General features: G+C 67.7%; 11 protein-coding genes and 1 tRNA gene. 8 read left to right on the forward strand and 4 right to left on the reverse strand.

Translation table 11 applies throughout. From position 1 onward, the window contains the following. Positions 1–193: 193 nt before the first annotated feature. The gene (locus tag LBC97_00020) at positions 194–1,393 is read right to left on the reverse strand and encodes a hypothetical protein (GenBank protein ID MDR2564449.1); all 1,200 of its coding nucleotides are present in this window, start codon (positions 1,391–1,393) and stop codon (positions 194–196) included. Positions 1,394–1,652: 259 nt separating this feature from the next. Between LBC97_00020 and LBC97_00025 the strand changes: the two genes are divergently transcribed. From LBC97_00025 to LBC97_00045, 5 genes are all read left to right on the forward strand, one after another. Then, positions 1,653–2,669 carry a zinc-dependent alcohol dehydrogenase family protein gene (locus LBC97_00025; GenBank protein ID MDR2564450.1) on the forward strand — a complete coding sequence of 339 codons (1,017 nt, stop codon included), beginning with the start codon at positions 1,653–1,655 and terminating at the stop codon, positions 2,667–2,669. A 269-nt stretch (positions 2,670–2,938) separates the two neighbouring features. After that, positions 2,939–4,072, forward strand: coding sequence for a histidine kinase (locus LBC97_00030; protein MDR2564451.1), 1,134 nt, complete (start codon positions 2,939–2,941; stop codon positions 4,070–4,072). Then, entirely contained in the window at positions 4,069–4,986 is a 918-nt protein-coding gene (locus LBC97_00035) for a hypothetical protein (GenBank protein ID MDR2564452.1), read from the forward strand. Before LBC97_00030 ends, LBC97_00035 begins: the two co-directional genes overlap by 4 nt. Then, on the forward strand, positions 4,983–5,651 hold the full coding sequence (locus LBC97_00040; GenBank protein MDR2564453.1) for a response regulator transcription factor: 669 nt from the start codon (positions 4,983–4,985) through the stop codon (positions 5,649–5,651). Before LBC97_00035 ends, LBC97_00040 begins: the two co-directional genes overlap by 4 nt. Before the next feature lie 213 nt (positions 5,652–5,864). Next, positions 5,865–6,740, forward strand: coding sequence for an alpha/beta hydrolase family protein (locus LBC97_00045; GenBank protein ID MDR2564454.1), 876 nt, complete (start codon positions 5,865–5,867; stop codon positions 6,738–6,740). A gap of 176 nt (positions 6,741–6,916) precedes the next feature. Here LBC97_00045 and LBC97_00050 read toward each other — a convergent pair whose 3' ends face one another. Together LBC97_00050 and LBC97_00055 are read right to left on the reverse strand one after the other, a co-directional pair. Then, positions 6,917–7,447 carry a hypothetical protein gene (locus LBC97_00050; GenBank protein ID MDR2564455.1) on the reverse strand — a complete coding sequence of 177 codons (531 nt, stop codon included), beginning with the start codon at positions 7,445–7,447 and terminating at the stop codon, positions 6,917–6,919. 469 nt (positions 7,448–7,916) lie between these two features. Beyond that, the gene (locus LBC97_00055; GenBank protein ID MDR2564456.1) at positions 7,917–8,174 is read right to left on the reverse strand and encodes a helix-turn-helix domain-containing protein; all 258 of its coding nucleotides are present in this window, start codon (positions 8,172–8,174) and stop codon (positions 7,917–7,919) included. Between the two features lie 548 nt (positions 8,175–8,722). Between LBC97_00055 and LBC97_00060 the strand changes: the two genes are divergently transcribed. The 3 genes from LBC97_00060 to LBC97_00070 all read left to right on the forward strand — a co-directional run bounded on the left by LBC97_00060 (position 8,723) and on the right by LBC97_00070 (position 13,554). Then, positions 8,723–10,336 (forward strand): PQQ-like beta-propeller repeat protein, encoded by a 1,614-nt coding sequence (locus LBC97_00060; GenBank protein ID MDR2564457.1) that lies wholly within the window; start codon positions 8,723–8,725, stop codon positions 10,334–10,336. Between the two features lie 182 nt (positions 10,337–10,518). Beyond that, positions 10,519–12,345: a hypothetical protein gene (locus LBC97_00065; GenBank protein ID MDR2564458.1), complete on the forward strand. Its 1,827-nt coding sequence runs from the start codon at positions 10,519–10,521 to the stop codon at positions 12,343–12,345. A gap of 771 nt (positions 12,346–13,116) precedes the next feature. Continuing rightward, entirely contained in the window at positions 13,117–13,554 is a 438-nt protein-coding gene (locus LBC97_00070; GenBank protein MDR2564459.1) for a hypothetical protein, read from the forward strand. Positions 13,555–13,812: 258 nt separating this feature from the next. On the opposite strand, the gene LBC97_00075 is transcribed toward LBC97_00070, so the two are convergent. After that, positions 13,813–13,897 (reverse strand) — tRNA-Ser (locus tag LBC97_00075). Positions 13,898–14,091: the final 194 nt, after the last annotated feature.

Genomic DNA, 14,091 nt, shown 5'->3' on the forward strand with positions numbered 1-14,091 from the left:
AGCTGACTTCAGCGACGCGCTGATCATCGCCGCGGCGAACGAGGCCGGGTGCGCCCGGTCGGTCACCTTGGACGCCAAGGCCTCCCGCAAGCTCGGCTACCAACTCCTCGAACCATAAAGCGGCCGCCGATGCCGTCCGGCCGCCCAGACGGCACCGTCCGCCGCCTCTTGAGGCCAAAGCAAAACCGACCCTTCACCGGCCAGCGATCCTGCGGCCCAGGCTCCAGCGGACCGCAGACGACAGCAGCAGCCACAGCATCATCAACGGCACGTACACCAGGCCGAGGCAGACCCTCATTGGGATGAAGCTGGCATAGTCGACTGGCGCGGCGGGGGCCGTGAACGCGGCGATCATGAACGCGACCTGGCTGGCCAGGCCGACCAGGCAGCAGAGGATGAGCAGCGGACTGTGCGCCATCAACCGCAAGGCGTGGCGCCCGACCAGACCGCGGAGGAACCGGGCCGACCAGGCGACGGTGAGCCACGAGCCTAGGGCGCAGGCTCCAACCAGGAAGCCGGGTATCGCAGAGGGCCTGTCGTCCGGGAACAGCCATCCGGCCCCAATGCCGAGCAGCAGGAAAGCCGCCATCCCGGCGGTAGCCGCCCGGCCGAAGGCGGTGACCAAAAAGGCGCGCAGAAAACTCTGGACGGCGAGGCCGGGGCGGTCGCCGTCCAAAAGCGCTGGGATCTCCTCGACGCTGATTCCCTCTTTCGTCATCGAAATGACGGCGGACGTTTTCCTTCCAGCGCGCGCAAGCGCGGGGTTCATCCGCACCGCCTTGGCGTGGGCGCGGCGGGCTCGGTGCGGCGCCCCACTCAAGATGTGGGCGAGACAGAGCACGTACAATGGCTCGGCCCGGTCAGGAGCCTGGGCCACCGCTCGCTCGGCGGTCTCCAGGGTGACCAGATTCTGGGTACGGAATTCCATGTCTCGCCAAAGGCGCGTCGCGTGTTTGATCCGAATGCTCGCCAGCAGCGCCGTGGCGCGCCAGTCGTCCGGCGCCAACCCGGCGGCGTGGTGGGCGGCGCGGAGAGCCAATTCGGCATGGTTCGCGTGCGAGGCGACCAGCGCCACCAACTGGTGGGATGTCGGTTCCAACGGCCGGGCCACGGCCACCTGGCCGGCGTGGTGGACAGCCGAGTCATGCTGTCCCAGCGCGGTCATGGCCAGAGCCGTGGTGATCAGGACGTCGAGGTCGTCCGGGGAGGTCGCGGATTGTTCGGTCGCCAGGTTAGCGGCGTCTTGGGGCCATCCGGCGTGCAACGGGGGGCGCGGCCACGGGTGGTCGAGCGTGCCCGGCACCTCGGGACCGAGCATCGGGTCCAAAAGAAAGGCGTCGAGGCGTTCGATGATCCGGGCTGTCCCCGCCCCGTCCGGGAATGGCGAGTTCACCGGTTGCCGCCAGCGCCTATCTGAGCCAGGGCGGTCACCGCAGTCGTCGAGCCTTTCAATGTGGGAGCCGATCAGCCGATCCGTCAATTGCGGCAAGACTAGCGCACAGCCCCGCCGGCTATCCCTCAATTTGTGCTTGGGTGCTGACGCTTTGGCGGCATGGCCGCCGCCGGGCATAGCCTTGACCTTGCGTGCGGCCCCGTGAGGGGCGGCTAGCCCACTTGGGATGTCAGTTCAGTGCCTGGCGAGGAGTCAAACCATGAAGGCAGCAGTCATGCGCGGGCCCGGCGACGTCCGGGTGGAAGAGCGCGAGCACCCGCGAATCCAAGAGCCCACCGACGCGGTGATTCGCGTGGCGGCGGCCTGCGTTTGCGGCTCCGACCTGTGGCCTTATCGGGGGATCGCGGCCCTGGACTGGCCCGCGCCGATGGGGCATGAGTACGTCGGGGTGGTCGAAGAGGTCGGCCCCGAAGTGGCGAGCGTCAAGGTTGGCGACTTCGTGGTCGGCTCGTTCTTCGCCTCTGACAACACCTGCGAGCTCTGCCGGGCGGGCTACCAGTCGCGGTGCCTTCATTGGCAGCGGGTCGCCGGGGCGCAGGCGGAGTATCTGCGGGTCCCGCTGGCGGACGGCACGCTGGTGCCCACCCCGGGCGAACCGGACTGGGCTTTGGTGCCGTCGCTGTTGACGGCATCGGACGTGTTGGGCACCGGCTGGTTCGGGGCCGTCGCCGCCGAGGTCGCGCCCGGCAAAACCGTTGTCGTGGTGGGCGACGGCGCGGTGGGCCTGCTGGCCGTCTTGTCCGCCAAGGCGCTAGGCGCGGAGCGGATCGTGGCGATGAGCCGGAACCCCGCCCGCCAGGCGTTGGCGCGGGAGTTCGGCGCGACCGACGTTTTGGAAGAACGCGGCGACGATGCCGTCGCCCGGGTCAAGGACCTGACCGCCGGTTTGGGCGCGCACAGCGTTGTGGAGGCGGTGGGCACCCAGGAGTCAATGGTCCAGGCCATCCGCTCTTGCCGGCCTGGCGGCCACGTCGGGTTTGTGGGCCTGGGCCACCAGGTGGCGGTCAGCGGTCTGGACTTGTTCTACGCGGAAGTCCACCTGTTCGGCGGCCCCGCCCCGGTCCGCCGGTTCCTGCCGGACCTGATAGGGCGCATCTGGATGGGCGAGATCAATCCGGGCCGCGTGTTCGACTTGACGTTGCCGCTGGCCCAGGCGCCGGAGGCGTACAAGGCCATGGACGAACGCCGGGCCGTCAAGGTCCTCCTCCGCCCGTAGCCGCCTGTGGCCGGCGGGCGGCACAGGCCGGAGCGGTTTCGACCCGGTGGGCCGGGCGACCGGCGGGGAGGGGCGCCCCGGCCGCCCGAGTGCCGTCCGCGCCGGGGCCCAACTGGCTGCCTGCGGAGCTTGGGGCCGTGGGCCGCCGGTGGCCGGTTTGGCCGCCCGGCGTCGCTCTTGCGGGCCGGGCCGGGTTCACCCGGCAGGGGGAGCCGGACCTGGCCCGGCGGGGCGATTGCCCCGGCGCGGCGCGGTTCTAGGCTGTTGGCATGGCCACCGAATCCGCCGGGCGACTGAGGGGCTGGCCCTCGCGCGCGGCCCGCGTGGTGGGCAGGGGTCTGGCGGGCACGTCGGAGGGACGCGGACCCGCGTGGGCGGGCTGGCCCACCACCGGCAAGGGGCGAGTGATCGCCGTCTCGTGCTGGGCTTTGGTTCTGGCCGGATCGTTCACTTTGTCGCTGGTCTCGCTTTGGTCGTTTTTCCGGTTCGGCCAGGCCTCCTCCAGCCCGGCCCACATCCCGGACGCCGTGTTCGCGTCGCTTCTGCTTTCAGTGCCGTTGTTGGCGGTGGGACGGTCGCCGCTGTTCACCATGCGGGTCATGGCGATCGGCTTGGCGTGGATCGTGTTCTGCTCGGGCGAGCGGCCACCGTGGCCCTGGCCGCCGTCCGCCCTGGTCTTGTACGCGATCGTGTTGATGCTCGCCGCGCGTGCGACGCCGGCATCGCAGCTGCCCAGCCTGTGGGTTTGGACCATCGCCGCGCTGTGGATCTCCGGCCGGGGGGCCTCCGCGGCCGCGTTCGTCTCTCTCGCGGCCGCGGCCGTGCTGCTATTGGCGCTCGGGGCGGCGCTGCGGGACCGGACGGAGGCCCGCCAGGAGGCGGCGGCCGCCAGCGCCGCCAGGGACGCGGAGGCAGAGGAGTTGGCCGTGTTGGCGGAGCGGGCCCGGATCGCCCGAGAGCTGCACGATGCCGTGGCGCACCACATGGCCATGATCTCCATTCAGGCGCAGGCCGCGCCGATGCGCACCCCGGACCTGCCGCAGCCCGCCGTCGAGGCGTTCGCCTTGATTGAGCGGGCCGCCCGCGAAGCGCTGACGGAGACCCGCGGAATTGTGGGACTGCTGCGCGGCGACCAGGCGGAACGCGAACCCGCGCCTGGGATCGCGGGGATTCGCGACCTGGTGGGGGCCGCCCAAGCGAACGGTTTGCCGGTCACTTTGACCATGGGAGCGGTGCCCGAATCGGTTCCCGCCTCGACTTCCCTGGCCGCCTACCGCATGGTCCAGGAGGGGCTGGCGAACGCCGCCCGCCACGCGCCGGGGGCCAGCGTCCACGTGGCGGTCACACACGCCGGGGACGACCTGAGGATCGCGATCACCAACGGACCGGCGGCCCGCCCATGATGCGCGGGGGCCCAGGCTGGCTGCGGCGGGCGGGGCGGGCGTTGTGGCGGTCCTGGGTGTTCGTGTTGGCGCAGACGGGGCTGGGGGCGTTGGCCGCCGTGTACCTGGTGGCTTGCCTGGTGGCGCTGGTGGTGATGGTGTTTGTGGCGGGGCGCTACGTGGGGCGGCTTGTGTTCCCGCTTGGGCGCACCATGGGGCGCGGCGGCCTGGACTTGGCGGTCTGGTACCGCGAAAAACCGCCGGTGGCGTCCTTCCCGCCGCTCCCCAAAGGCGCGACGGTCTCCCAGACGCTGGCCGCAGTGATGGGCTCGCGGGCGACCTGGCGGGCGTACGGCTGGCTGGGCCTGGCGATCCTGGCCCTCCCGCTGAACTTGGTGTGCGTGGCGGCGTTCTTCCTGGCGCCCCTGTGGGCGCGGGCCTGGGCGGTGGCGACAGTCCGGCTGCTGGGCCGGCCGGACGCGCCGACCAGGCGGCGGGCGGTCGCGTTGGCGGCGGCGGACCGGCGGGGCACACAGTATGGCTCGCCTGACAACCAAGCCGAATCGCTGGGAGCGGAAACGGCCGCGGGTCTCGCGGGCGGGGGCCCCGTGCGCGGGCTCGTGCCGGGACGGCGCGGCTACGGGCTGGTCGGAATGCGTGAGCGGGTGGCGGCGGTGGGCGGGACGTTGGTCGCCGGGCCCACCGAGGACGGGGGTTTCGCCTTGCGGGCGGTGCTTCCGCTCGGCGCCGGGGGCGAGGCGGACGCGGGGGCGCACGGGGCTGGGGCCTCGGCGGATAAGTCGGGCGCCGGGGATGATGGCGGCTTGGAGGCCGAAGGCCTCGATGGGGGCGGCGCGGACGGGCCTGGGGATGAGGCCGTGGGCGAGGCGGCGTTCTACGCTAATGGTGACCACGCGACTGGGGGCGAGAGATGACCGGGCCGATCCGCGCTTTGCTAGCGGACGATCAAGAGATGATCCGCGATGGCTTGGGCGTGCTGCTTGAGTCTTCGGGGGAGATCGAACTGGTCGGATTCGCCGCTGACGGCCTGGAGGCCATCGAGTTGGCGGCACGGCTGGAACCCGACGTGATCGTGATGGACATCAGGATGCCCAGGTTGGACGGGTTGCAGGCGACGGCGCAGATCACAGCCGCAAAAGACGGCCAGGACGTGCCGCCGCGCATCCTCATCCTGACCACTTTTGACCATGACGACTACGTGTATGAGGCGCTCGCGGCGGGAGCCAGCGGATTCATGCTGAAGGACGCCTCGGCGAGGGAGCTCATCGAGGCGGTGCGGGTGGTCCACGCGGGCAACGGGCTGTTGGCGCCATCGGTCACCAAGCGCCTGATCTCCGAGTTCGCCAGCCGGCGCCGCGCCGGCCGGGTCGCCAAGACGGAGGCCCTGGCAGAACTGACGCCCCGCGAACTGGACGTCCTCCGCGAAATGGCGGGCGGGTTCTCCAACGCGGAGATCGCCGAGCGGCTCTTCCTGTCGGAACAGACGGTCAAGACCCATGTGGGCCATGTGCTGACCAAGCTGGGCGTGCGGGACCGGACGCAAGCGGTCGTCTTCGCTTACGAAAACGGTGTTGTTTAGGGGTTTTGAGCGGGAATGGAAAATCGGGGAAATCGGGGGTGGGCTGAAATGCCTTTGTGCTGTCGCGCTTCTGGGCGCTGGAGCGGGTGTGGGCTTCGACCATGCGGGCGCGGGTCTCACCCGCGCGGACTAGGGGCTAACCCCCCAGGCCCAATACCCAATTCGCTCTCCTTGGCGATGCGCGGTTCGCCAACGGTTTCATAGCGTTAAGTCATGCTGCACAGGCGTCGCTTAGCGCGTTGGGGGAGCACCGCCACGGTGCTGGTGTCGCTGGCCGCCGCGCCCTTGGCCACATTGGCCGCCGGGCGCGCCGAGGCGGTCGAACTTGGGCCCGCTTCGGTTCTCACCGCCTTCTACGACTTCGAGGCCCCCGGCGGGGATCTTCTGGCCCCGGGCTCGGACCCCGAACTGCGGGTTCGCGTCCTGGGCGACCTGGCGTCCGCAGACCGGGTCGCGGTGATAGTGCCGGGCGTGGGCCATGGCGCCAAGGAGTTTGAAGCCGACGTCATTGAGCCGGACTCCATGCTGGGGCGGGCCTGGGCGCTGTTCGACGCGGGCGCCGCCGAGTCCGCCAGCGCAGCTTTGGGGGAAGACGGCGCCCCAAGCCTGGCCGTCATCGCTTTCCTGGGGTATGCGCCGCCGAAGGGCGCGGACGCCCTGGCCGCAGGCGGCATCCGCGCGGGCGCCGCGAACCTGGCCGAACTTCAGCGCGGACTGGCCCGCGCTTACCCAGACGCGCAGGTCACGTGGGCTTGCCACTCGTTCGGCTCGCTTGTCTGCGCCTCGGCGCTGGCGGGCGCCAGCCCGGACGCAGTCGTCTTCCTGGGCAGCCCGGGCGTGATGGTTCCGAGCGCCCAGGACTTGCCGACCTCCGCACCCGTTTTCGCGGCCCGGGGCCCGGCGGACCCGATCGCGCTGGCGGCCCTGCTCAGAGCCCTTGGCGGCGGGTTCGGACCCAACCCGGCCTCCGAGGACTTCGGGGCCACCATCCTCCCCGCCGACCGGGACGCCGGCCACAGCGACTATTTCCGCCCCGGCTCCACCCAGTTGGCCGCGCTAGCCGAGGTCGTCATGGCGGACCGCCGCTAACGACCGCCCCAACCCGGCCACCCACCCGCCCACCAGCGACGATGCCGTGTGGCGGGGCGACGGCATCGGGCAAGTTTGTCCGTTTCTCCCCGTCAGGAGCGGGTCATCCGCTACTCGCGGCGAAATCGCCCGCGCCCGCTTTGGCAAGAGGCAGCGGATCCCAGGGGTGAGCCGGGTCAGCCGGTCGCGGCGCGGAACGTGCCGTCGAACAGCACGTTGACCGTTCCGCTGGGAGGCGCCTCGAACCGGAATGCCGTGCGGAAAACCAATCCGTTGCCAAACCCGCAGAACATGGTGTTCCATCGCAGGACGGTCTGGAAGGTGAACGATTGGCCGTTCTTGAGGTTGTTGATCGGGACTCCGCTCAAGTAGACGGTGTAGACGCCGGCCGCTCCCCTGAACATCTTCGCCCTGGTGAAGTTGACCACGCAGGGCTCGGCGAGGAATTCGGAAGGGTCGGCGGCCAAGGGCGCCGACTCGTACTTCTTCTTGCAGCCGGCGCACTTGTATTCCAGCGGGCCTATCGAGGCCAGGTCCCTGGCCTGCTGGTTCATCACGACAGCGGCCAGCAGCGGAGCGCTGCCCGCCGCGAACGCGCCGGCGAACTGCTGGGCCACATTGCGCTTCTTGCCCAGCGGGGTGTAATCGCCGTTGCCGCAGTGCGGACATTTCAACTGGAAAAGGCTCGGAACTTGGTTGTCCACCATGGTCTCCTTTGATCACTAGCACGACGTTTCGGTCATCGTAACGGCGCGGACGCGCTGGATTGGTCTGCGCCGAGCAGACAGTTTCCGCGCAGCCGTCAGGTGCCGTTGAACGGGCCAGGCGCGGATGGGCGATGCCGTCCGGTTGCGTCCGAAGGGGTCGGCTCGCCTCCAAAGCGCGCCGTGAACGTGCCCTGAGCAGATACCCGGCGGGATGTGTTCACAAGCGGCGACGGTCAGGGGTTGGTGGTCAGCTAGTCCATCCACCGCGCGGCCTCATGCTGTTAGATGCCTTGGCAGTGCAGGGCGCTTAGCCGGTCATCATCGGCCTTGGACCGTCGCGGCCTGCCTCTGGACTCCGCCATTGCCTCCCAAGCGTTGGTTACTGCTGGCCCCGATTGTGCCGGTGGCCCGCGAACTAGGGGGCGCAGAAGGGGGCGGGCTGGCGCAAACTAGGCTCGGTGCCGCCCTGTCACTCAGCGTCCGTGGGGCAGACCAAGTCTTGAAGGGTTACGCCGAGAGCTTCGGCGATGTCTTCGAGTCGTTCGAACATGAGTCCGCGTTTGCCCCACTCGACGCCGATCAGCATGTTTCTGGACAGTCCGCATTCCAGGCCAAGGGCCTCTTGCGACAGGCCGCGTTCGAGCCGTAGGCTGCGGATGCGGCGGCCGAGGTGTTCGCGGCGGGCTTTCCAGAGAGGGGCGCGGTCTTGATCTTTGTCTCGTTTCATTGGCATTCTCCCATGCTGAATTGACGAGCCCCTATTGTCTGCCCTACTAGGATGCCCATTATACTAGTCACACTAGTTAGACATTACCTTGTCCCCGCGCACATCCCCAGAAAAGACGCGTCATGACCGAGAACCACCCCCCACCAGTGTTCGACCCGACCCAGGGCCCCAGCGCCGCTTGGCGGCTACTGTCCAACCCGGCGTTGAACCCGGCCGACCTTCCCCGGATAGCGGCCGCGTTCCCCGACTTGGCACCAACCGTCGCCGCGCATCCGCGTCTCACCCCTGATGCGGCAGCCTGGCTCAACGCCATGCGCCGCCCGGACGTAGACGCCGTATTGACAGCCAGGGGCTACCGGCCTACGCCACCGGCGGTAGCCAGCCCGCCGACCGTCTTCGCGGCCGGCGGTGCTCCCAGCGAGGCCGCCCCAGCTTTCAGCGGTTACGCGCCACCGCCGATGGGTGGCCCGCCAGTCGGGTCACCACCCACCACCCCGACGCGGCGGTGGCCGAGACGACGCGCGGCGCTGTTAACGATCGGTGCTGCGGTGCTTGTGGCCGCTGTGGTGGCCGTGGTGGCGCTGACGGGCCTGCCGAACAATGACGGGCGGATCGACAGGGCGCTGATGCCGGACATAACCGAACAGCCCGCAGTCGGGAACCCGATCGACTCACGGGATGTGTTGGATGGGGACTTCCAGATCACGAAGTTCTCGCTCTTTGGCCTCCTAGACCATGACACCGGGTTGGTGCTGGGCTACACCTATTCGGACGGTCGATGGTCCGACAGCTACGACGCGACCTACGCCGCGGGGCGTCAAGAAGGCGAACGACACGTCGCAATTGGGGCACCGGAAGGAGCGTACGACAAGCTTTGTTTTGGCGACTTCAGCCACGGATACACAGAAGGCGGCGTGGACTACTACTCGGAGGTGTGGTGCGACGGCTACCGCGACGGATACGAGGGGACTGCAGACAGATTGCTTGAGATGCTGTCTGGCGCGAGTGCTGCCTTGGCGGCGTTCGACTTCGAGACCGGCGAGACCAAATGGCAACTCAACCTGTTGGAGGCCGCCGATATCGACGCGGAAGACTGGCTGAGCATCTTGCTGGACTGGACCGAGGCCAGCCAGGACATTTTCTCTGGACTTGTTGGGGAACCGATGGCAGTCCCGGACGGTAGAGGCAATGCGCTTGTGGTCATCGGCGGACACATTATGACGGTGGACGGCGGCGGCACGGTGGTGTCGACCGCCGAGTTTGACGGCTCCTATGTCGAGTGCTCCCAGGGTTTCGTGGTGATCACAACGAGGGGTGGCGCAGACGTGGAGGCCTACCGCACAACTGACCTCGAGACGGAGCTGTGGTCCGCCGACGCACCGGACACCGCATTGCGTATGGGCGGCCCAGTAGTTGTCCACGAACCCTCAAGCACGTTCTGGGCACCGACCGCAGACGGTTTTGTTGACGTGCCGACAGGGGAGGGAATTGGCTTCGGAGACGATCTCGACAAGGCAAACTACTACGCGGTCCCGCTTCGCCCAGACCTCGTTGTGCTGCGCGGAGATCTAGGCAAGGATCGGTTGGCGCGCATCGACCCTAAGAATGGGGAGGAAATGTGGCGAGCCAATAACGTGTCCCCGTACTTGCCCCAAATGACGTCTGATTACATCCTGCTTGAAGACAACAGCGGCGGGGGCACAGCCCGTATCATCGCGATCGACATAGCGGACGGCGAAGAAGCGTGGGTGGCTAACACTGGCGCCATCGCCGCGGTATCGGAGGACAGGGTGCTCTCCAAGGTGGACCAGGAAGGGAAACACGAGTTGGTGGCGTTCAACGCCACCAAGGGCACGGAACTGTACCGCGTGAAGATAGACGAGTTCGCGAATCCGCAAATGGGCCGGCGGGTCCTTTACCACACTCCCGACATGGTCTCAGGTGCAGTGGATGGGGTAACCCGCGTGCAAGCGGTCTCTTTGCAAGACGGCAAGGTCCTTTGGGAAGTCAGTGCCGATGGCATGCCTCCGTACAGCGTCGGCCTGCTTTACGGCGGCCAGGGGCGCGCTTGGCTGCTCTCACCTGACAGCTCGGACGGTGGTCAATCCGCCTCAGTGTTCAGTGCCGCCACCTGGGAGATGATGGTCCCCCTCCGCCAGTGAAAACCAAGTACTTGCGACCCTCGCTGGCCTGCCGCAACCGGAGACCATGGGAATCACATTCAAACAACTGAAAGGAGCAACCTTGTGGGCCACCGCAGGGAAATGGAGGCCCGTGACGGCCAGAGCCACGTTACTCGTGCTCACCGCCGCCTAACCGCCGGCGCTTCCCGGAAAGGCGAGAGATGACTTACGATCCCCCCGGCCATGAGTTCCCGCAAGGGCCACGCCATCAGTCGCCGGTGTTTGATCCTACGCAGGGTCGTGAAGCGGCCTGGCGGTTGCTGTTCGACCCGGCGCTGGACCCATCCGACTTGGGGCGCATAGCGGCGGTGTATCCAGAGTTCGCGGCGATCGCGGCGGGTCATCCGCGTCTGGAACCGGCCGTCGCGGTGTGGTTGGCCGGATTGGGCCGCCCGGATGTGGATGCGGCGTTGGCGGCCAGAGGGTACGCGGCGCCGCCAACACCTGCGACGGTACCCGCTCAGACGGTGTTCATGCCGGGCGGACCACAGGCTGGGGTCCTACCCGCCGGTCCTGGTCGACAGATTGCCAGTGGCCGCGGCTCGCTTGGAGGATCGGTGTCGGGTTATCCCGCCCAACCTAGACGGCGCAGGAAGGGCCTGCTGATCGGTGCGTGCGCGGTGGTTGCGGTGTTGGCGCTGGCGGGCGGGGCTTGGTTTGGGTTCCCGAAGCTACGCGGCTTAGTCGATCCGGAGAGCGGGGCCAGCACGCCGAAGCCCGTGTCGTCTGTCGGATCGGAGTGGGCTGGTTCAAGCCCAAGCTCGAGCTCCGAAGTGTTGCCGTTCGCCAGAACGTTAGGCGGCGCGGGTTACGACGAGTTCTCGGGTGTGGCCGTTACGGCAGATGGCGGGATCATTGCAGTCGGCATGACCGAGTCCACTGCTGGTGACTTCGCGCCGAGCAAGGGCTCTTATGACGCGTTGGCGGCGCGGTTCAGCCCTGACGGAGTGTTGCTGTGGTCGCAAACGCTGGGCGGCTCGGAGTTGGATGAGTTCTCAGCGGTGGCCGCCACAGCAGACGGCGGCATCATCGCCGCCGGGTCCACCTCGTCTGCTAACGGGGATTTCGTGTCAAGCGCCGATTCCGGCGGTGCGTTGGTGGCACGGCTAAGCCCGGATGGCGTGTTGCTGTGGTCGAAGACCCTGGGCGGCGTAGGTTACGACGCGTTCTCTGGGGTGGCCGTCGCCGCCGATGGTGCCATTATCGCCGCCGGGTTCACGGCAGCTACTAACCGGGGTTCCTCTTGTGACACCGACTCCGGTGATGCGCTGTTGGCCAGGTTCAGCCCTGACGGGGAGCTAGTGTGGACGCAGATCCTGGGCGGCTGCGCAGCGGAAGAGCTCTCAGCGGTTACGGTGGCGGCAAACGGTGACCTGATCGCGGCTGGTTACACCGAGTCCACTGATGGGGACTTCGCGCCGAGCAAGGGCGCTTATGATGCGTTGGCGGCGCGGTTCAGCCCCGACGGGGAGTTGCTGTGGTCCCAAACCGTGGGCATGGGTGATGACGCGTTCTGGGCTGTGGCGGTCACTGCTGACGGCGGGATTATCACAGCCGGGTCGACCGATGACGCCAGCCTCGGCTCCGGCCGTGCTTTGGTGGCGAGGTTCAGCCCCGATGGGGAGCTACTGTGGTCGCAGATTCCCGGCGGTAGGGGTTACGACGCGTTCTGGGCTGTGGCGGCAACTGCTGACGGTGGCGTCATCGCTTGCGGGTCGACCGAGTATACAGGGGGCGACAGCGCCTCCTTAGATAGCGCCGGCCGTGCCTTGGTGGCGAGGTTCAGCCCTGATGGGGAGTTGTTGTGGTCGCAGGTTCCCGGTGGCACGCACTTGGACTTTCTCTTGGGGCTGGTAGCGACAACTGATGGCGGGATCGTGGGAACCGGGAGCACTTGGTCCACCGACGGCGACTTTCCGTCGAGCAACGGCGGCGCGGACGCATTGATTCTCCGGCTGACACCGGACGGAACATTCAACACGGAATGACGCAGCCCGCACCGCAGATCCAAGACTGACACTACTGAAAGGCCAGCAATGACGCTTTACGATTCCCCCGGATCGGGATACCCCCAAGGACCGAATCAACCGGCCGCGTCCGCCTTCAATCCGGCGCACGGCCGTGATGCGGCCTGGCAGTTGCTGTCAGATCCGCAGTTGGACCCGTCCGATCTGCCGCGGATAGCTGCCGAATTCCCCGAGTTTGCCCCAATGGTGGCGGCACACCCGAGCCTGCAACCGTGGGCGGCTTCCTGGCTCGCACGGCTCGGCCGGCCTGACGTGGACGCTGCGCTGATGGCTAGGGGATACAGGCCAGTATCGGCGGAAGAGGCGCAGACACGATTGTCTGCAAGCGACACGATGACGCCACTGCCCGGAACCGCAGATCGGCTGGATCGGCCGCCCGTTGACGGTGCCCCGCAGCAGAGTTGGGCTGAGTTGGAACTCCCGGTTGCAGGCGCTGCGTCGGACGGGCTCGGTCGGGGCGGTGAGCCGGTCCGCCCGGCCAGTGCGGGTGCCTCGGACGGCGAGCGGCCGGGTGCAGGGTCCGTGGCAGGTCCGCCCGCGTTGGTTCCAAGCCAAGCTGCACAACCCGTAGAGCCGCTACGAGTCCAAGCCGCTGCGCGGGGACTGCGTTGTGGGAGCTGTGAGGCGCTGCTGCGCGGCCAATCGAAATGCGGACAGTGCGGCGCGGTCAACAGCGGCGTTACCCCGGCCACTTTTGCGTCCACCCAAGCATCCGCGCGCAGCCTATCCGATATGAGTCGCCAGGACCCCCCTGCACCCGCAGCTTTACTCCAGGTCGGCAGCCCGTGGCTGACGTTCCTCAAGGTGGTGAGTTGGATCGGGTTCGGAGTGCTCCTTTTGATGGGAATTGTGCAGCTGAGCAGCGACCTGGAACTGGCCGACGGCACAGGTCTCGAATTCGTTTTCATTCGCGATTTCTTGTTCTGGGTGTTGGGCGCGTTCATCCTCTTGGCGGTCTCAATGGTGGGCATCAATCTTGCGCAGGATGTGTCTGCGATCCGAGCCAAGCTCTACTCGGGGGCCAGCTCCAACTCGGTGTCGCACGAAATCCTCCGACACCCAGACGCATCTAGCGCGGCCAAGTCAGAATGGCCTTACGTGCTCACGATTATTGGCATAGCAATCGGCGTGATAGTGGTAATCGCCTTGATAGCGTCAGTTGCCGAGTAACGCCCCCGACGGTTGGTAAGCCGTCTCGCCAGGACCGGCCAATGGGCGGTGGCCAGCCTGGGGTCGCAGTCACAGATCCCAGCGACATCCTCCAGGCCCGCAGCGCGTCCCAGACGACTCCAACTGCGGCCCGCTGACCGGCCGCAGGCCCCAGCAGACGCTGTCGCGTGGCATCCAAAACGCGCCATTCGGTCTCTCCGGAATTGTGAAGGGGCACCGCGAGAGCAGCATCGCCGCAGGTCAAGGCGCTAGGCAGAGCGGAGGTGGGGGGATTCGAACCCCCGAGGGCTTGCACCCAACACGCTTTCCAAGCGTGCGCCATAGGCCACTAGGCGACACCTCCGGACGGCTCGCCCCGCCCGCGACGTTGAGGTCGCCGGGAGGGCGTTCGCCCGCCATACATTACCCGATGCCGTCCACCTCACCAGCCTCCCCCCGTTCCGGACCCACCAGAACCGCGATCTGGGATGCCACCATGCCCTCCAGCGCGCCGGTGTAGACGGACAACTCCGTCTCGTAGGCGTCGCCCGCGATTCG

It is taken from the genome of Bifidobacteriaceae bacterium (assembly GCA_031281585.1).
Classification (GTDB): Bacteria; Actinomycetota; Actinomycetes; order Actinomycetales; family WQXJ01; genus JAIRTF01.

What these genes read in the sequence shown, in the direction of transcription:
- LBC97_00025 (MDR2564450.1), top strand. Translation starts at nt 1,653, where the DNA reads ATGAAGGCAGCAGTCATGCGCGGGCCCGGCGACGTCCGGGTGGAAGAG.
- LBC97_00030 (MDR2564451.1), top strand. Translation starts at nt 2,939, where the DNA reads ATGGCCACCGAATCCGCCGGGCGACTGAGGGGCTGGCCCTCGCGCGCG.
- LBC97_00035 (MDR2564452.1), top strand. Translation starts at nt 4,069, where the DNA reads ATGATGCGCGGGGGCCCAGGCTGGCTGCGGCGGGCGGGGCGGGCGTTG.
- LBC97_00040 (MDR2564453.1), top strand. Translation starts at nt 4,983, where the DNA reads ATGACCGGGCCGATCCGCGCTTTGCTAGCGGACGATCAAGAGATGATC.
- LBC97_00045 (MDR2564454.1), top strand. Translation starts at nt 5,865, where the DNA reads ATGCTGCACAGGCGTCGCTTAGCGCGTTGGGGGAGCACCGCCACGGTG.
- LBC97_00050 (MDR2564455.1), bottom strand. Translation starts at nt 7,447, where the DNA reads ATGGTGGACAACCAAGTTCCGAGCCTTTTCCAGTTGAAATGTCCGCAC.
- LBC97_00055 (MDR2564456.1), bottom strand. Translation starts at nt 8,174, where the DNA reads ATGAAACGAGACAAAGATCAAGACCGCGCCCCTCTCTGGAAAGCCCGC.
- LBC97_00065 (MDR2564458.1), top strand. Translation starts at nt 10,519, where the DNA reads ATGACTTACGATCCCCCCGGCCATGAGTTCCCGCAAGGGCCACGCCAT.
- LBC97_00070 (MDR2564459.1), top strand. Translation starts at nt 13,117, where the DNA reads ATGAGTCGCCAGGACCCCCCTGCACCCGCAGCTTTACTCCAGGTCGGC.